General features: G+C 51.6%; 14 protein-coding genes. 2 read left to right on the forward strand and 12 right to left on the reverse strand.

Features of this window, described 5'->3' with window-relative positions; all coding sequences use genetic code 11:
• Positions 1 to 138: 138 nt before the first annotated feature.
• The 3 genes from AZF00_RS12810 to AZF00_RS12820 are packed head-to-tail and all read right to left on the reverse strand — an operon-like array spanning position 139 to position 3,664.
• A complete protein-coding gene (locus tag AZF00_RS12810; RefSeq protein WP_008248746.1) occupies positions 139 to 1,038 on the reverse strand; it encodes an NAD-dependent epimerase/dehydratase family protein in 900 nt (299 codons plus the stop codon).
• Positions 1,039 to 1,089: 51 nt separating this feature from the next.
• Positions 1,090 to 2,484 carry a hypothetical protein gene (locus AZF00_RS12815; protein WP_008248745.1) on the reverse strand — a complete coding sequence of 465 codons (1,395 nt, stop codon included), beginning with the start codon at positions 2,482 to 2,484 and terminating at the stop codon, positions 1,090 to 1,092.
• A 43-nt stretch (positions 2,485 to 2,527) separates the two neighbouring features.
• Positions 2,528 to 3,664, reverse strand: a complete 1,137-nt coding sequence (locus AZF00_RS12820) for a sulfotransferase (RefSeq protein WP_008248744.1) — start codon at positions 3,662 to 3,664, stop codon at positions 2,528 to 2,530.
• Between the two features lie 256 nt (positions 3,665 to 3,920).
• Here AZF00_RS12820 and AZF00_RS12825 point away from each other — a divergent pair, with 256 nt between their 5' ends.
• Positions 3,921 to 4,580 carry a TetR/AcrR family transcriptional regulator gene (locus AZF00_RS12825; protein WP_008248743.1) on the forward strand — a complete coding sequence of 220 codons (660 nt, stop codon included), beginning with the start codon at positions 3,921 to 3,923 and terminating at the stop codon, positions 4,578 to 4,580.
• A gap of 64 nt (positions 4,581 to 4,644) precedes the next feature.
• On the opposite strand, the gene AZF00_RS12830 is transcribed toward AZF00_RS12825, so the two are convergent.
• From AZF00_RS12830 to AZF00_RS12870, 9 genes are all read right to left on the reverse strand, one after another.
• Complete coding sequence (locus AZF00_RS12830; RefSeq protein ID WP_008248742.1) at positions 4,645 to 7,116, reverse strand: TonB-dependent receptor; 2,472 nt, start codon at positions 7,114 to 7,116, stop codon at positions 4,645 to 4,647.
• Positions 7,117 to 7,319: 203 nt separating this feature from the next.
• The gene (locus AZF00_RS12835; RefSeq protein ID WP_008248741.1) at positions 7,320 to 8,375 is read right to left on the reverse strand and encodes an alkene reductase; all 1,056 of its coding nucleotides are present in this window, start codon (positions 8,373 to 8,375) and stop codon (positions 7,320 to 7,322) included.
• The gene (locus tag AZF00_RS12840; RefSeq protein WP_008248740.1) at positions 8,375 to 8,995 is read right to left on the reverse strand and encodes a nuclear transport factor 2 family protein; all 621 of its coding nucleotides are present in this window, start codon (positions 8,993 to 8,995) and stop codon (positions 8,375 to 8,377) included. Before AZF00_RS12840 ends, AZF00_RS12835 begins: the two co-directional genes overlap by 1 nt.
• A gap of 2 nt (positions 8,996 to 8,997) precedes the next feature.
• Positions 8,998 to 9,777, reverse strand: a complete 780-nt coding sequence (locus AZF00_RS12845; RefSeq protein WP_008248738.1) for an SDR family NAD(P)-dependent oxidoreductase — start codon at positions 9,775 to 9,777, stop codon at positions 8,998 to 9,000.
• Between the two features lie 19 nt (positions 9,778 to 9,796).
• Positions 9,797 to 11,560 (reverse strand): amidohydrolase, encoded by a 1,764-nt coding sequence (locus AZF00_RS12850; protein WP_008248737.1) that lies wholly within the window; start codon positions 11,558 to 11,560, stop codon positions 9,797 to 9,799.
• 1 nt (position 11,561) lies between these two features.
• The gene (locus AZF00_RS12855) at positions 11,562 to 13,700 is read right to left on the reverse strand and encodes an FAD-dependent oxidoreductase (protein WP_008248736.1); all 2,139 of its coding nucleotides are present in this window, start codon (positions 13,698 to 13,700) and stop codon (positions 11,562 to 11,564) included.
• The gene (locus AZF00_RS12860) at positions 13,693 to 14,733 is read right to left on the reverse strand and encodes a Rieske 2Fe-2S domain-containing protein (protein WP_008248735.1); all 1,041 of its coding nucleotides are present in this window, start codon (positions 14,731 to 14,733) and stop codon (positions 13,693 to 13,695) included. The genes AZF00_RS12855 and AZF00_RS12860 overlap by 8 nt, the downstream gene beginning before the upstream one ends.
• Positions 14,733 to 15,488, reverse strand: coding sequence for an SDR family NAD(P)-dependent oxidoreductase (locus AZF00_RS12865; protein WP_008248734.1), 756 nt, complete (start codon positions 15,486 to 15,488; stop codon positions 14,733 to 14,735). The genes AZF00_RS12860 and AZF00_RS12865 overlap by 1 nt, the downstream gene beginning before the upstream one ends.
• Before the next feature lie 5 nt (positions 15,489 to 15,493).
• Complete coding sequence (locus tag AZF00_RS12870; RefSeq protein WP_008248733.1) at positions 15,494 to 16,012, reverse strand: hypothetical protein; 519 nt, start codon at positions 16,010 to 16,012, stop codon at positions 15,494 to 15,496.
• A gap of 138 nt (positions 16,013 to 16,150) precedes the next feature.
• On the opposite strand from AZF00_RS12870, the gene AZF00_RS12875 reads away from it, so the two are divergent.
• A complete protein-coding gene (locus AZF00_RS12875; RefSeq protein ID WP_008248732.1) occupies positions 16,151 to 17,260 on the forward strand; it encodes an AraC family transcriptional regulator in 1,110 nt (369 codons plus the stop codon).
• The last annotated feature ends 216 nt before the right edge of the window (positions 17,261 to 17,476 follow it).

A 17,476-nucleotide genomic window follows, 5' to 3' on the forward strand; every position in this document is an offset into this window, starting at 1 on the left:
AAAAGATGTTTTAAGCGGACGCGAATAATACTTAGGAGCTTAATCACGCCGAGTCCTTTATCTAAGCCCATCGAAGGGTAGACGCCCGCCACGACATCTACCCGCTCCGAGATAAAATCCCGTCAATTCAGCCTATCGCTATGGCGTAACAATACGTTTAATTAAAGCTTTGATCTGATGACGATCATAGCTAAGTACCGCCATATCCTCAGCCGCTGGCTCATAGCTCACCGTAGCTCCGGCGCCTGCAAACATAATGACATTGGGGAACATGGGGTGATCGTCTTCTCTAACCTCAAGTTCCAGCGGATTTCCCACTGCCTCAAACCACAACTCAAGATATTCCTTCCAACTGTAATTCTCGTCGCCAACGAGATAGCCCTTGCCCGGCTCGCCTTTATTCAAAGCATTCAGCGCCGCCTGTGCAAGCGAACGAGAACTGATGTGGTTGGTGCCTCCCTTGGGCGCGAATACCGGTAGGCCCGGAATATTGCCCCGCGCGTATTGCTCCAGCGCACTGATATAAGGCACGTCCATGCCGGGGATATTACCGAGGACAAACGGTGCATTTATGCTGCACACCGAGAACTTTTCATTACTCAGCGCGCGGACGGCCACGTCGGTATTATGGCGCGAGGTGACATAGGGGCAAACGCCGATCTGCTGCGGCGCAACTTGCGGGTAAAAAGTCCCCACCATCACTGCCCTGCTAAACCCTGCGTCCCGAGCAGCGGCAAAGAAACGGGGTACTGCCTCATCATTTACCTTCGTGTAAAAGTCCTGAGGGGAAACAGAGCCGTCTTGGGGAATATTGCGAATATCCGCCGCGGCTGAGAATACCAGCCAATCGAAGCCGTTCAGGCGGCCATCAGAAAAATCGTCATTGATGTAGTCGCCTTGGAGAAACGGCATATCAGCCAGCCCCGGCACTGTCGTCGGCTTGCGGGACATCAGCGTTACCGCATGACCGTTTTCTTGCAAGTAAAGTGCAATCTCGCCGCCGATTAAGCCCGTACCGCCTACCACTAATACCTTCATGATTTATTCCTTTGTTGAAACTAAATTATTCGGTTTCTCGACCATCCGACCTTAAAACACGCGAAAGCGCCGCTGAACATGCCGTTGGCGCAATGCCACTTGCTGTTGTCGCTGCGCCTGACTAACAACGGGCGTAGATTCCGGCAAGTACTCTCGAATTTTGTCAAAAGCCACTTTTTGCACGGTAAGGCTGGGCCACTGCTCAGGCTTGGGCGTTTCGCTGTAAGCCCAGCGCGGCGCAAGAAAGCCTTCGCGGTGGCCGCTGGTATCCAACCAGTTTGGCACCCCAGGGTCGCTGTGCGCTACCACCAAACGGATGACGCCGTCCGCATCTGCTGTCATTTGATGGCCGTTTAAACTGCTGATACGGTTGGCGTAATCTATAGATTCACCCCACAGATTACTTAACTGAAAGCCGATATAGTTGGGCGGCAACTGAATTCGATTCTCAATAATTAGCGCCTCCCCCTCTTCCAATTCAAAAACCCCGCCCGCGTAGAGATTGGTGCTCATACCGCCGCCTGTCGCGCCGGATGCGACATTGATGTTATTGAAGGCATTGCGTTTAAACGCCACCCCCGGAATTGAACCGGGGCGCTCGCCGTAAGTGCCCATTGGAATAGTCCAGAAGGCATTCCAAAAATGCACCTGATTGCGCACCAATTGCCCAAGCTCACGCAGCTGCGCTGCAGCGCTTTCTGCCGAATACGCTGGCGACGGCCCTGCTACCGCTAAAGGGGTAATCTCAAAATGAATAGCCTCTTCATATTCCCAGTCGTTAAATAGCTGACGGCCGCTTACATAGTTGGCGTAACGCTCTGGGCCAAGTTCAGGGTCTGCTGGGTGGGGCCTATCGACGATTTTTAAGGTCGAGATAAAATTTCCGTCATACCCTGCGGGCTTTTCCGGCGCCAGTAAAATATCAAAACTGCCGTCGGCATTGACCGCTATGCACGAGGAGTCAAGACGCCCGGTCTGGGCCTTCATTCCCGGCCGCAATTCACTCAGCTCACCGGAATCCCCCGCTAGGCCACCGGCAGTGGCTTCAAAAATAAGATAGTGAGGCGCCTTGCGCACCCCCGCCTTTGACTCTCCGCCACGCCAATGTTGAGAGTCCCCCATTTCGCCGTGAATCCGGTAGCTTGCGCGGCCGTCGATAGGCGTGAAAAAATAAATACCATCGGCGTTATCAATAGTGCCGCGATTAATCGCACTCAAAGCATTGCGAAATTGGGGGCGCTGGGGATCACTGTGAAATGCGCGCTCTACCGCACTGTGCATATAGCCCATTAGATAGCGGTAACCCTCGGCCAAATTGCGATCACTTGTCGGCGGCGGCATGAGATCGGGATTGTCGATAGCCTCACGGGCTTGCTGTAAAGACCCAATCATCTCATCCCAAGCCGTGCGCAAGGCTTGCTGCGCTGTCTTTGCATCCATGGTCATTTAATATTCTCCTGTTCAGTTTTCTGAACAACAAAAAAACGCGTCATTGCGTGGCCTGCGGCCACGCGAAGTCATCAAAAAACACCGCTAGCTCTTTCTCGATACGCTCTGGCGACAATTCATAGTCGTCTATGCTGTAGGCAAACCGGGTACTGTGACTGCGTTCTTTATCTTCTTGAGCAAGTAAATAACGATCGAACTCTGGCGATACGGTCATATTGAATGCCTCGTAGACCTGTAACACCGTAGACCGGGGCTGCCGTGTAAGCTGGCGATAATCAAGCACGATTTGTGGGGTATTCGGATGGCGCGCCAATACCTGTCGCGGATGCTGAAAGGTCTCGAATGACACTTCAGTTAAGGCTCGCAACGACGCGTCATAATCCTCCCGCCGCCAGCCCTTGGCTCTCCAGCTGACTTCAACCAATTTCAGTACACTCGGTATGCACTCACGAGGATCGCGCACCACTACTGCGATACGGGCATCAGGAAAGGTCTCGATGAGCGACTCTACCCAACCACTCATCACCGGGTTTTTACTGAGATGAATACCACTACCACCATTGAGTAATAATTGGCGTTTAACGCACTCGCGATAGTGACGCAACCAACGACGACGCTTTTTCACTGGCATTTCGTCAACATGGAAAAGGTCAATCACGTCCATCATCGGTACATCCAAGGCCCACTGCTGGGTAAGAAACGCGCCGCGCATCACGAATTGGTCCTCCTCTGAGTTCCACAAACTCATATCGTGAATGTGGCGATATTTGCCAAAGGTTTTTTCATCCCAGGCCATTAGCCGCTTTTTAATCGGACCACCAAACACATATTGATCGACCCAGCCGAGACCGCGAATAATTTTTTTCTGGAGCAGCGAGGGAAAGAAGGTCTCCCAATACAGAAAGTAACTGAAGGTTTCGCCATCGGCGGCCAATAGGCGATGAATCAAGGTGGAGCCACTGCGCGCATGCCCCACCACAAAGACCGGCTGGCGAATCTTTTGGCGCCACAAGCGCGGAAAAAAAAGGTAGTCCAATACAAAACAAAGACCGTGAATAAGGGTTATCAGCGGCACTAAAAAGACAAGCCGGAATAGCATGCGTCGACGCCCACGCCAAACTTTTAGCGACCACACATGGCGTAGCACCCGCCAGTAATATTCAATATCAAAGTACATAATAAAGGGTCCGTTAAATTGAGCTGTCAGCTGACTTTACGTCCCCGCCAGGACTGCAACAACTCGCGTTTATGACCATTCACTTCAATCACAAACCCCTGATATACGGGAGCTTCAAGCTCTTTCAACGTGCAAATAAGAAACTACTCACGTTTACGCCTTCTGTTAAATCGGCAACAGCTACCCCGAATGCAGGGCGCAAAGTAGCCACGATTTGCTACAGTTGGGTGGTTCATATACACAATGGGTTTCGACAATGAAAAAATTACCACCAGAACCCCGTCGTCGGCCGAGTCAGAGCCGCTCAAAAGTATTGGTAGACGCCATTATCCAAGCCTGCAAACAGGTATTGGCCGACGAGGGCGAAGAGCGCCTTACAACCAACCGCATCGCCGAAGTTGCCGGAGTGACCATTGGCTCCCTTTACCAATACTTCCCAAATAAAGAGGCCATACTCGCCAATCTGCTCAGCGAAGAATTTGCTGCGGCAAGTGACCAAGTCTGCCGAGAAGTGACGCCCCGGGTTGCCGCACAGATTGGGATTTCCCTGCGCGCCACCATCCACGAGCTCATTCACGTCACCGCGGAATTACATCTGCGCTACCTACGACTGCACGGCAGCTTTTATCGGGAGTATCACGATTTTTTTGATTTTCACGGCAAGGTCAACAAACACATGACCGAGGTTTTCCACCAACCGTCATGGCAAGATTGGTTACCTGATCTATTAAAAAAATACAAAAGCGAAATTATCGTCAGTGATCTCGATCAGGCCGCGTTTATAAGCGCGAATATCATTGAAGGCTTAATAAGCACAGCGCTAAAGGACAGGCCCGAGTGGCTTGAGAGTGAGGTTTATCTCGACAATATTGAAACTGCCGTGATGAATTTTTTACAGGGCTGTAACGGGGAATAGTGTGTATGGGGAGCTGTGTACGCTGAGCAATCGGATTGCCCAGCGTCACTTCTCTATTTAAACTTTACCGCTGCCAAGTATAAATGAAGTCCAAGCCAACACTACGCGGCTCGCCAAACATGACCGAACGGCCCGCTTCCGGCAAATTGTGAATATTATTGATGCTGTACTCTTCGTCGAGCAAATTCTTACTCCACAGCGCAATATCAACATCGCCATCAAACAGTGTCAGGTCGTATAAACCAAGGCGAGCGTTCAGCACCGCAAACGCGGCTTGACGGTCTATTTGGAAGGTCGAGGTATCTCTTCTTACCCCACCATTGCGCTCATCAGTAAAGGAATAGGTCGCATTAAAGGCCAGGCGCTGACCAGTATTACCCTGCCAAATACTCCAATCCATGGCCGCGGTATAGGCGTGACGTGGCGCTGAGTCAAACACAAAGCCGTCGTCAATTTCCCCAGACAGCGGGTTAGCGCTAGGGTCAATACTGGCAGCAAGATAGGCATAATTAAAAATCAGCACCAGATCTTCGTGGGCCAACCATGTTGTATCAAATTCAAAGCCCTGTAGGGTAGATTCATCGGAATTCGCAACGGTGGTATCGCTCACCGCGTTCGGTATACCGAAATTAAGCTGCTGGCCTTCAAAAATTTGCACAAACACATCGGCATTAACTTGCACTCTATTCTCAAACAGGCGCGACTTAATACCCAGCTCATAGGCCGTTACTTTCTCTGGATCAAAACCTTGGCTAAAACGCTCCGCGCCGCCGGCGTTGACGGGTTCTCGCGTATTAAAGCCACCACTTTTATAGGCTTCATTACGCTTGGCATAAAGGTTAATTTCATCGCTAAGGTCAAAGGCGGCAACCAGGCTATAGGACTGGTCGTCAAAATCGCGGTCACCGTAGGCATCGTAAAACACTTCCGGAAGCTGGGTAGCAATATCCATATCATCCCGGTCAGTATTGTCACCGTCACCAGGGGTTACTAAAAAGCTAATCTGCCGCCGCTGCTGACGCGCTTTACGATTGTCTTGCGAATGCCTAAAGCCCAAGGTAAAGCTTAAGCGATTCTCTAGTATCTGCGGCCGCCAAGCCAACTGCATGAAAGCAGCCATTGCGGTGTTTTCTATATAGGCATTCTGCTGAGTCATAACTTCAATGCGGTTGCCGGTATTATTGCCGTCTTGAGCACTGCCTAGCGGCGCAGAAAGTAAATGGCCGACTTCGTCTGCCCCCTGGTGCGCAGTTTCTTCAAAATAATATAAACCCGCGATATAAGACAAACGATCGTCCAGCAGGCCGCCAGAGAACTGAAGCTCATGAGACGACTGTTCTTGGGTGATGTCGGGCTGAAAGCCATCATAGAAAACGCTTCGGCCTATGCAAACAGGGGTACATGGCGCAGTACCACCCGCAAGGGGCGCGACAGGAAAGCCAAGCAGAGCATTATTATCAAGGCGATAGCCGTCGGTGCGAGCACCAGTGCCTAAATTGGTAGGCGTACTGTCAAAGAGCGAACGCTGGGCATAGATATATTTAATCGCTAAATGCTCACTGTAATCCCAGTTAAGGCTCAGCTGATGGCCGTCAATAATATTATCCGCCTCGACAAGATCGACCGGAGAATGCATTTTATCTGGGCGGCGCCCCGACACATTAAAGTCGTAAAACTGGCGGGCACCAGAGTTAATCAAATTGGTAATGGCGATGCCAGAATTTGCGCCGGGGTTTGGAATATCTTCCGACGGCAATACCGCAGAATAAGCCATATTGGTGTTGGCCACATCGGCCTTGTCGTAGGCGTAATCAAGCCGAATTGTGTCTCCGATATCCCAGCCAAAATCGACTCGGTAACCTGTGGTTGCTGAATCACCAAAGTCACCACCCAAGCCGGTGTTTTCAATATAGCCGTCAACAGATTTTTCAAGATAGGAAAGTTTTAATGCCGAGCCCTGCCAAAGCGGCAGGTTTAACATGCTTTTACTGGTAAACAGATTACGGTCGCCGTAGGTCAAGCTTTGCTTTAGCAACAGCGCATCTGGATCAGGACGGCGAGTGACGAGGTTCACCGCACCGCCGGTGGAGTTGCGACCGTATAAGGTGCCCTGCGGCCCGCGCAAAACCTCAATACGGCTTAAGTCCGCAATCTCAGTTGCCAGGGACGAGGAGCGCGCAATATAGGCACCGTCGATATACACCCCCACCGGCGGGTCTTGGGTTATCTGGGCGTCAACAAGTCCTATACCGCGAATATAAATTCGCAAGGTGGTGGTGTTAATTGGAAACGGCTGAATATTTAACGAGGGGACATTATTCGCCAAATCGCCAATACTACCGATACCCTCACGCGCCAGGGCCTCTTCATTAAATGCATCCATCGCGATTGGCGTGTCTTGTAAAGATTCCGCCTTTTTCTGGGCCGTAACGATGACCTCTTCTAGCATCATATTCTTTTGCTGGGCAAAGCTGGATGTCGACACTAAAGCAAACACCGAACCAAGCGCTAGTGCGCAATGAGCAAGGGACTTCATAGTTTCACTCCCATGAAATGTAGTTTTTATTAAGGTGTTAATGAGAATATTAGGGAGATAGTAAAGAAGTTACTTTCCAGCAAACACAGCAAAAACGGTCAAGCTAATGCTCATATTAATCCTAATGTGTCACCCAACTACAGGCTTATAAGTTCTGCCGCTGAGCACACACAAGTATTACCGCTTGCTATAAGCCATAGTTATTACTGACTTACAGGGTAATCGCAATAGCCTTCGGGGCCCGGCGAATAAAGTAAACGCGGGTTCATCTCAGCCAGTGACAATTCATTTGCAAAGCGATGTGGTAAATCTGGATTGGCAATAAATGCCCGCCCAAACGACACCGCCGCAATCTGCGGATCTGCCAACGCCGCTTCTGCCTCATCGCGGCTATAGCTGTCATTCACAATGAGCGGACCACTAAAATGCGCTTTCGCCAAGGCGATATTATCTTGAATTTTAGGCATGCGAATGACGTGCAAATACGCCAAGCCCATTTGGTCGACCGCATCGAGCAAGGCCGCGAATGTCGCGCAGTGATCGTCATCTTGCAGATCATTAAAGGGGTTGCCAGGGCAAATTCGCATACCAACACGATCAGCGCCGTCTACCGCCGTCATTGCCGCTAATAACTCAAGCACGAAACGTAAGCGATTTTCTAAGCAGCCGCCGTATTGGTCGCCGCGGTGATTTGTACCAGTGCTAAGAAACTGAGCGGGAAGATAGCCACTGGTGCAGTGCAATTCAACGCCATCAAATCCGGCGGCAAATGCCATCTTTGTCGCGCTTACATAATCGGCAATGGTTTGTTCAATATCGTCTAGGCTCATTGCCACCGGCATTACAAAGTCTTGCATACCGGCTTCAGTATAAATTTGACCTTGGGCTGGAATCGCCGAGGGCGCGACGGTTCTTATCCCTGCCGCTTTGTTATCGCTGTGGGCCACCCGGCCACAGTGCATTAGCTGCAGCACAATTTTGCCACCCCGCGCATGCACCGCATCGCAAACCTCCGCCCATGCCGCTTGCTGAGCCTGAGTGTACATACCTGGCGTGCGACAATAACCTTTGCCTTCCGCGCTAGGATGGCAACCCTCGGTAATAATGAGACCGGCACCAGCACGCTGGGCGTAGTAGTCCTTCATTATCTGATTAGGCATATCACCCTGCGCATCAGCGCGGGAGCGGGTCATGGGCGCCATAATCACACGATTCGCCAAACTCATTCTGCCCAGCTTTACGGGACTCAGTAATTGCATTATCTCACCCTAATTTTTGGTGCGGGACTGCCGCGGCGCATACGCGTTAAAAACTCGTCGACCGGTGCGGGCTCGGCAACCTCCGGCGCATCTACGGGGCTGTTTTGCCAGAACTCTTTCCAGCTAGGAAATAGCTCGTGAAATGCGCCGTGGTAGGGCTCTCTGCCCGGCCAGCGCATTTTCATATCGCCGATTGGCGGCTTATTCAAATCAGTGGCGTACCAGTAACAGGGCAAGCGCCGCCGAAAATACCAACGGCCGTCGATGCGCTGGTAATCATCCCAGTACAACATTTGCATGATCACCCACTCACCGCCGCACTCATGTTCATTTTTAGAGTACAAGACGCCAATGGCATTATCTGGATCTTTAAACTCGATAATGTGGTTGCCGGTGTGATGAGACGTGCCGGTAAACTGGTGGCGCAGGGTATCGTCTACCCAGGCTTTTAAATGACTGCGGCCACTGTGTTCCCTACTCACCCGAATGTCTTCGGCAAATAAATTCACGTGGGCGTCGAGATCACGCATATCCAAAGACAAAGAATACTTGGCTACCAATTGCCGAATTTCGTCTAAGGATTCCAGTCGATCAATACGCTGCTCTAGCGAAGTCGTCATCGTCAATCTCCCCAGGCCGCTGCGCCGGTATTGAGTTCAGCCATGCGACCACCGTCTACCGGAAGAACAGCACCAGTGATATAGGACGCGTCATCGCTGGCCAAGAACAGAATCGCATTCGCGCATTCGCGAGGATCGCCAATACGCTGCAGGGGAATCGTTTTTCCCGTGGCTTTTTGGCTGTCTTCATCGGGGTTTACCGATTCCAGCGACGGCGTTAAAAACGCCCCCGGCACCACCGCATTGCAGCGAATTTTGGGCGCCCATTCGATTGAGGCGTTGCGGGTCAGCGAGATCATCGCAGCTTTAGCGGCGCTGTATCCGGCGGTGCCCATGGAGCCAGCCAGACCGCATACCGACGATACATTCACCACCGCGCCACCATTGGCACGCAATTGCTTAAAGGATTCGCGCATCAAGAACATGGCGCCATCGAGGGACACCTGAAAGTTTTGATGCCAAGCCTTGGTCTTGTGATTAGCCAACATGCCCGGCACCATTAACACCGCATTGTTGACGATAATATCGATTTTGCCGAAATGGGCGACGGTATCTTCAACTAGCTTTTTGACCGCCAACTCGTCACTGACATCCACCGACAGCGGCAGGCATTCGCCGCCAGCATCTTGAATAGTTTTGGCAACGGTTTGCAGCGGCTCTATACGTCGACTGCAGATCACCACCTTTGCGCCCTCTTCAGCAAAGCGAATTGCCGTAGCCGCGCCAATGCCCTGACCGCCCCCGGTAATAATGGCAACCTTGCCCTGTAGTCTGTTCGTCATAACGGCTCCTAATACTTTATTAGCGTGATTCATTTGAAATCACGTCACATTCATTGCGGCCGCGCTGAAAATAACAGCGACCCGCAATCCAAACTTGATCTACCTTGAAGTTCAGTAAATTATCTTCGCTAGCCAAAGGGCTGCGATCTAACAGCACCAAATCAGCGAACTTGCCCACTTCGAGTGAACCAATGTCCTGCTCTTTAAAACTTTGCCAAGCGGCATCAATGGTTACCGCGCGCAGCGCTTGCAGGGTATTAATACGCTGGTCGGCACCGAGCACCTCGCCACTGCGGGTTTGCCGAGTGACACTGGTCCACAGCAATCTGGCCATGTCCATGGGTACGACCGGCGAATCCAGATGCACGGTAAAACGCAAATCTTCCGCCACCGCCTCGGCGAGTGGGCTAATACGCGCCCCGCGCTCAGGCCCGAGGAATTGATCGCGATGGCGGTCGCCCCAAAAATAGGTGTGCGCGCTAAAAAAGCTCGGGGTAATGCCCTGCTGCTTCATGCGCGTAATTTGATCCGCACGCGCCATTTGGCCATGGACTAAAATCGGTCTGGCATCAGCGCGCGGACAAGCTTGCTGAGCATATTCAATGGCCGTTAACACCATGTCGATTGCGGCATCGCCGTTACCGTGGAGCGCTAACTGGTAATTTTTGCAGTGCAGGTTTTTCACTTGTGCGTTCAATTCATCTTGCTTATAGCGAGAGAAGCCCCGATACGCGGGATCAGTGCTGCCGGTTTGCTGCTGGTAATAGGGCTCAGACAAAAATGCGGTGTAACCCTGAATACTGCCGTCGACAATGATTTTTATTGCCGAGGCCGCAAACGTATCTGACTGGAAATCGTCTAGGCTCAGCGCGCCGCTATTTAGCTCCGCTTCCACTTTGTCGGCCAAGGGCCAGACCAACACCCGTTGAGGTATACGCTGCAACTTAGAAAGCCAATACAAACCATTGAGCAAGCGCGAATCGACCCCGCCGCTCTGGATTGTGGTGACCCCCGCAGCAAGGTATTGATCCCGGGCGGCGTCCACCATGGCAAGAAAATCAAGGCCCGAGAAATCCATGGCTTGGGCAGCCACCAGATCGGTCGCGTGTTCAAGTAATAAACCGCTGGGCTGGGTGGAATTATCCTCGCGAACAATAACACCACCTTCTGGGTCGCTTGTCTCCGCGTTAATTCCGGCACGGCGCAGACCCGCCGTATTTACCACCGCCAAATGCCCAGAGCTGTGCATGAGGTAAATAGGTCGCGTCGTAGACACCGCATCGAGGTCGTGACGATTCGGGTGGCGCTTTTCTAGTAAGAGCGAATCATCGTAGCCAAAGCCAAACAGCCAATCCTCGTCCTTGCCTGTTTTTGCTGCCTCAGCTAAGTACTGTTGAATATCACTAATACTGCGAACAGCGCCCAATGGCGGGCTGCTTAAATCGCTGCCCACCGCGCTAAGGCCCGTACCGGGAAAATGCCCGTGGGCATCAATAAACCCGGGCAGTAGCGTTTTGCCCTTAAGGTCATATACAACTGTACCAGCCTGACGCAGGGCCAAAATTTCATCATTGCTGCCCAGTGCTTCAATACGCTCACCACGCACCGCCATCGCTGAGACCACGCGATTACTATTATCCATCGTTAAAATCTGACCGTGAATGAACAACTGGAGCGGCGGCAAAGCGGGCGTTGCGCCTCGTAAATAGTAATAGCCAACAGACAACACTACCGCCGCTAACAACAAGATGAAGACAAGTAAGCCCACGACAATTTTTTTCATATTAAAGCCTAATTGCGAGTTCACGGGCGGTGCGTATCGCGCCATCGATATACGTGACTTCTGCACTGTCACCAATATTATGTGCGTCGATATTGATTGCAGATAGCTGACTCAATATCGACGTATCTGGCTCTGCACCGAGCGCAATAATTACATTATCGGCCGCTATCTCGCCATGGCTTTCACCCTGCGTATAGCAGACCGAACCGGCTGTTATCTCGCTCACACTCGCCCCCCGCCGCAGATCCACACCGTGGGATTTCAAGTCGTGGAGCACGCGCCAGCGGCGCACGACACTCAGCTCGCTACCCAAGTCGCGACCCGCCTCAAGCACCGTCACCTGACGACCCCGTTCAGCCAGTAATTCCGCCACTTCTAAGCCCACTAGGCCGCCGCCGATAATGCATATTTTTTTGCCCAGCGGCATATACACATGACTAAGCTTTCTGAGCACGTCGATATTGCGGCTCAGCCCCAGCATGTGAGATAGACGCAGCATCACGCGGTGATACCAGGTTAATTTACTCGGCGCGCGGCCGGCGAATAACATATCTCGGAGCTGTTCGCCGTCCAGTACATGGGGCAAATCTTTACCTACGATAAGTGGCGCACTGCGCTTCGCGCCGGTAGCCAACACCACGGCATCGACGCGCGCCGCTTTAATACTCTCAATGCTTGCCATTTTATTTAGCGATACCGCAATCGGCAGTTCAGTAATAGCGTTTTTGAGATAGCTCAACAATTGGCCATTGGGCTCATAAGCCAACGCAGCAACCCGCAGGGTACCACCGAGCACTGAGTCCCCTTCCCAAAGTTGAACTTGATGACCACGCAAGGCGAGAACACGGGCAGCCTCCATTCCTCCCGGACCGCCACCAACCACCAAAATGCGACGCGGTGTTTCTGCTGGAACGATCTGCCCTAAGGCATTTTCATGACCAACCGCGGGGTTCACGGCGCAGCGCAACGGCTGATTTATAAAGATTTGGCTAACGCAGATATAGCAGTAAATACAGGGGCGGACATCGCTCTGGCGACCATCCCGCAACTTGTTGGGCAACTCTGGATCCGCTAATAACTTCCGACCCATGGCCAGAAAGTCAAAATCCCCTGCGGCGATATGGCGCTCAGCAACGTCGGGCTCAATACGACCAACCGCAATGACGGGAATACCTATCGCCGCCTTAACCGCTTTGGCAAAACCAATATAGCCGCCGGGCTCATGCACCAATGGCCCCTCAGTAAAGCCGATTGCGCTGTTATTTGAGTAAGCACTGACATTGATGGCGTGACAACCCGCCACCTCTAGCATCTTGGAAACTGCGACAGCATCACCAAGGGTAATACCACCTTCAGTGCGATATTCATGGGCGTCTATGCGCACCATAATCGGAAAGTCATCGCCTACGGCAACCTTGATCGCAGCAACCACCTCAAGTAATAAACGGGCGCGATTTTCCAAACTGCCGCCGTAATTATCATCACGACGGTTGGCGTAAGGCGAAAGATACGACGACAGCAAGTAGCCATGCCCAGCGTGAATTTCTACGCCATCAAAGCCCGCATCGGCAACCAAGCGCGCCGCAGAGGCAAAGCAGCCAACCACCCAGTCGATATCCTGCTGATCCATTTCCTTATAACGCGGGCCTTTACCATCTGGCCCGGCGGAGCGCACGAAATTCGCCATCTCCGCCATCGTAAGGCCTTCACCCATATCATTGGGCGCGGGTTTGGGGCGCGAGGGAACCAGTATTTCCCGCCCTTCGGCAACATCAAATGCAGACACCTTACCACTGTGATTTAGCTGCGCGGCGATGCGGCAATCATGTTTCTGCACACGCTGAGCCAGTTCGCTAAGGCCTGGCAAAAACTCATCTTTAGATAAGCCCAGCATTTTCGGCATCGACATACCAAAAGGCCAAGCGACCGAGCTGGTTTCCAGCACAATCAAGCCGACGCCACCCGCCGCGCGCGCCTCGTAATAGGCCATAGCGCGCTCGCCAATACTGCCGTCGTCGAGAATAAACTCAGTGCCCATTGCCGCCAATACGGTGCGATTACGCAACTGCATCCGCCCAATAGCGGCTTCAGACATCAACTCAGGGTGACGGCACTCGCGCAGCTCTTTAAGCTTAATCATTGCAACTATCCGCAATCAGAAACTGGCCATACCAGCGCCGAAATTTCGCAAAGGGACCGTCGCCATCGCACAGCAATGGCTTCTCTAAATACACCTTATGCGCCCAAATGATTTTGTCCTCTTCCATTTGCTGACAAATGTCATCGACAATGGCTTGGGCGACACGCCCCATGGTTTTACCGCCGCCGTCGCGCTGGATAAAAGCGTAATGGGCGCGAGAACGATGGGCGTCAATGGGCGTTATATTGGCCATGAGCACGGTGTCGCAAATACCGCTAAAACGCACAACTGACAAGCCCGGCCCCGTGCTGCTATTTTCTATACGGCCTTGAATAGTGCCCTTGGGCGTGACCATTTCAGACTCAAATAAGCCGTGGCGTAAAAACCCATCAAACTCGCTGCGAGTGGGCTCTGGAATTTCTGGGGTGCCGTGCACAAAGCAAAAATGCGCAGCGTCCACCGCGTTTTCACCGATCTCTTGCATATGGGTGTCGATGTCCCACTGGTGAATTTTGAGCTGGCCCCACTCACCGTTGTCTGCTGCCGCTTCAGAAATCACTGGCGGCTCAAAAAGCGGCTCGATATTCTCTGGGTGATACCAAACATAGATACACTGGTTCAGTTCGCGAACGTGCCAGCTGGGAATCAGCTTTTCGCAGCGCGCCACCCGCGACGGTAAATTTTTAGCGTAGGGGATGCCCGTGCATTCGCCCTCGCCGTTAAACTGCCAGCCGTGGAAGGGACACACAATACTCTCGCCTACTACGCGAGAGCCGCCGCCAGCGTTGTCGCGTATACCGTAGCCTAGGTGCGCCCCCATATGGGCGCAGTGGGCATCCAGCACTTTGGCAAGACCGGATTCAGTTCTAAAAATGACCAGTTCCCGATCAAAATAAGATAGCGGCAGCGAAGTGCCAACCGCCAATTCATGGGAATACAAAACCTGAAACCAACCAAAGGGCATGGGCAAATTAACTCGCTGTGCTTGGCGAGTGTGAGACTTTGCTATGGTGTCGTTTGTCTTATTCATCATTATCCCCGCACCGCGCCGCCGCCATCTACCGACAGTAATTGACCGGTGATAAACGACGCTCGCTCAGACAGTAAAAAGGCAACCGCATGAGCGATTTCCGATGGTTCACCCAGACGTTGCATGGGCGCAACTTTGCGCAGCTGATCTTCCATTTTAGGCTGCTCTTCAAAGTACTTTTCTAAACCTGGCGTGCGAATAACACCAGGGGAGACTGCGTTGATGCGAATACCTTTGCTGGCATACTCGGTAGACGCGCTCTTGGTGAGAATATTTACCCCCCCTTTTGCCGCCGCGTAAGCGGTATTAAAGGCTTGGCCGCGCAGCGAGGCATTTGACGAGATATTCACAATGCTGCCGCCACCCGTGGCCAACATCGTCTCTATCTCGTATTTCATACACAGCCACGTATTCGTTAAGCACAATTCCAAGGTTTGATCGAAAACCTCACGAGTAAACTGGTGTATTGGGCCACTACCACGGCTCACCGCCGCATTGTTACAGGCGATATCCAAGCGACCGTAGCGCTCCACAACCGCAGCAACCATGGCGCGAACCTGATCTTCATTACTGACATCACAAGCGATAAAGCATGCTTCAATACCACTTTCCTGTAGCTGAGCTACGCACTCCTCGCCAGCCTCGCGATTAAAATCCACTACCGCAACACTTGCCCCCTCTGCGCCTAACTGCTGGCAAATTGCGCGACCAATACCCGCTGCGCCACCGGTGATTAATGCAACTTTATCTTTTAACATCTGATTCACGACTCCTTTACGCCCATTACCGGCTGACTGCGCACCGGGTAAAGCGCCATGTACACAATGGGCATAACAACCAGCCCCGCTAACACCCCGGTAAACAATGATTTGCTCAACACATACTGCACTCGACTCAGCCCGTCGACGTCAAAAGCAATAAACACCAAAAAAACGATGGGCAGGGCAATTACACCTGCATAAATCGCTAACATTAGGGCTTTAATCGAATTACGACGAATGGCAATATGAGAAAATATTTTCAGAAAAATTAGTGGCGGTTCTGCCCCAACCGTGACCTTTTTCATGGCATGTTTCTGCTGCAATGGCAGTACAATTAAACTAAGAACAAATACGAGAATTACTGCGGTGGCAATGAAGTCTGCCAATACACCTTCACCACCCAGAATAGGCAGACGATCCCGCCCGGCACTCAGATACCACGCAAACCCGCCATTAATAACAGCATTGCTCAAGCCACTGACGAGGGACTCCCGCAATAAATAGCTCCGTATTGACTGCATCTGCCCTACTCCTTATGCGTAATTGACATTGTTATTGCTGTACCGTCATATTAGGCCAAACAATAATTCGCTAAAGCACATAATCTTTCATAAGCGTCGACATTTAGCGTCACGCACAGTAGTTCTAAGAGAGAAGGTATGACGGACATCAATAGATTGCATGACATCCCGGTCAAGAAATTCCAACGACTATTGGACTACCTTGAGCATGTCGGCATTGACTCTAAGACAATTGCCCAGCAAGCGGGGCTCGATGCCAAAAAGCTATTATCAGCTCCCGAGCAAGGCACGCTGCCAGGCTACAAGTACTCTGCCCTTTACGAAAATGCGGCAGAAGCCATGCAGGAAATGGATATTGCGGTGCCGTGGGGAGCGGGAATCGGCAGTGATGTATTTCGGTTTATGTGTTACAGCATCATCAATTGCCAAAATTTAGAAGAGGCCTTAAATCGCGCCGCTCGTTACCAAAAAATGCTCTACCCCATCACCGGCTACAAAATTACGGTAAACACCAGCGCAGACATCACCGAGCTGCGCTACGAATTTAATAGCGATTTTTCAAAAAGCCAATTTACCCCAAAATCCTGGGATCGCAATGAACATTCCGACGCGGTCGCGAAGGCCTCTGGGCTACGAGTTTGGTTTGCTTTTATCGGCTGGCTAACAGCAAGAGAACTGCAACTAACAGGCCTTACTATATCTGCCCCAGCAGTATCCGAGGCTTACACCACGAGCATGGCGTCTCTGTTAGGAATTACCCCTAAATTTAATGCAGAACACACCGCATTATTTTTCAACAGCAGTGCCTTACGCGCCAGAACAGTACACACGCCGACGTCACTGGAAGCTTTTCTACAACACGCGGTTTATTCTCTCATTACCCAAGACTCACGGCCTGCTAGTACTAGTGCCGCAATACGCTCCCTGCTTGCCAATAGCGGCACAGGCAGCTTGCCGAGCTTTGAGGCAATGGCCGAGGATTTGCACATGTCGCCCTCCAGCTTACGGCGCAGGCTACATAGCGAAGACACCAGCTACCAAGAACTAAAAGACCAATATCGCTGCGATATCGCAATGCGCCAACTGCGCAACCCTATGCTAAAAATACACGAAATCGGCGAGCAATTAGGATTTTTAGAATCCAGCTCGTTTATCCGCTCTTTCCGAAATTGGGCTGGCCTAACGCCAAAACAATTTCGTGATCAGTTAGATGACATTGATCAAGCTAAGTCCACAACGAGCGACTAAACGTCTAAAACACGACAAATGGCCGAAAGTGCCGGACATAAACATCGATTTTATAAATAATATTCCCTAAGTATAAATGCTAACGCCCCACACAATATTATCCACACACAAAAATCAGACCGCCCCATACTGGCTTGACAAAAAATAAATCGATGGGATACTTGCTTACTATGAGCAAAAAAAATCACCCACGTTCTCCTCTCTTTCAGGCTATTC

Origin of the sequence: Zhongshania aliphaticivorans, assembly GCF_001586255.1 — a bacterium.
Taxonomy (GTDB): domain Bacteria; phylum Pseudomonadota; class Gammaproteobacteria; order Pseudomonadales; family Spongiibacteraceae; genus Spongiibacter; species Spongiibacter aliphaticivorans.

Coding starts and splice junctions, on each gene's coding strand:
- AZF00_RS12840 (WP_008248740.1), bottom strand. CDS start 8,995: ATGACGACTTCGCTAGAGCAGCGTATTGATCGACTGGAATCCTTAGAC.
- AZF00_RS12825 (WP_008248743.1), top strand. CDS start 3,921: ATGAAAAAATTACCACCAGAACCCCGTCGTCGGCCGAGTCAGAGCCGC.
- AZF00_RS12855 (WP_008248736.1), bottom strand. CDS start 13,700: ATGATTAAGCTTAAAGAGCTGCGCGAGTGCCGTCACCCTGAGTTGATG.
- AZF00_RS12845 (WP_008248738.1), bottom strand. CDS start 9,777: ATGACGAACAGACTACAGGGCAAGGTTGCCATTATTACCGGGGGCGGT.
- AZF00_RS12865 (WP_008248734.1), bottom strand. CDS start 15,488: ATGTTAAAAGATAAAGTTGCATTAATCACCGGTGGCGCAGCGGGTATT.
- AZF00_RS12820 (WP_008248744.1), bottom strand. CDS start 3,664: ATGTACTTTGATATTGAATATTACTGGCGGGTGCTACGCCATGTGTGG.
- AZF00_RS12835 (WP_008248741.1), bottom strand. CDS start 8,375: ATGCAATTACTGAGTCCCGTAAAGCTGGGCAGAATGAGTTTGGCGAAT.
- AZF00_RS12875 (WP_008248732.1), top strand. CDS start 16,151: ATGACGGACATCAATAGATTGCATGACATCCCGGTCAAGAAATTCCAA.
- AZF00_RS12830 (WP_008248742.1), bottom strand. CDS start 7,116: ATGAAGTCCCTTGCTCATTGCGCACTAGCGCTTGGTTCGGTGTTTGCT.
- AZF00_RS12810 (WP_008248746.1), bottom strand. CDS start 1,038: ATGAAGGTATTAGTGGTAGGCGGTACGGGCTTAATCGGCGGCGAGATT.
- AZF00_RS12815 (WP_008248745.1), bottom strand. CDS start 2,484: ATGACCATGGATGCAAAGACAGCGCAGCAAGCCTTGCGCACGGCTTGG.
- AZF00_RS12870 (WP_008248733.1), bottom strand. CDS start 16,012: ATGCAGTCAATACGGAGCTATTTATTGCGGGAGTCCCTCGTCAGTGGC.
- AZF00_RS12850 (WP_008248737.1), bottom strand. CDS start 11,560: ATGAAAAAAATTGTCGTGGGCTTACTTGTCTTCATCTTGTTGTTAGCG.
- AZF00_RS12860 (WP_008248735.1), bottom strand. CDS start 14,733: ATGATGAATAAGACAAACGACACCATAGCAAAGTCTCACACTCGCCAA.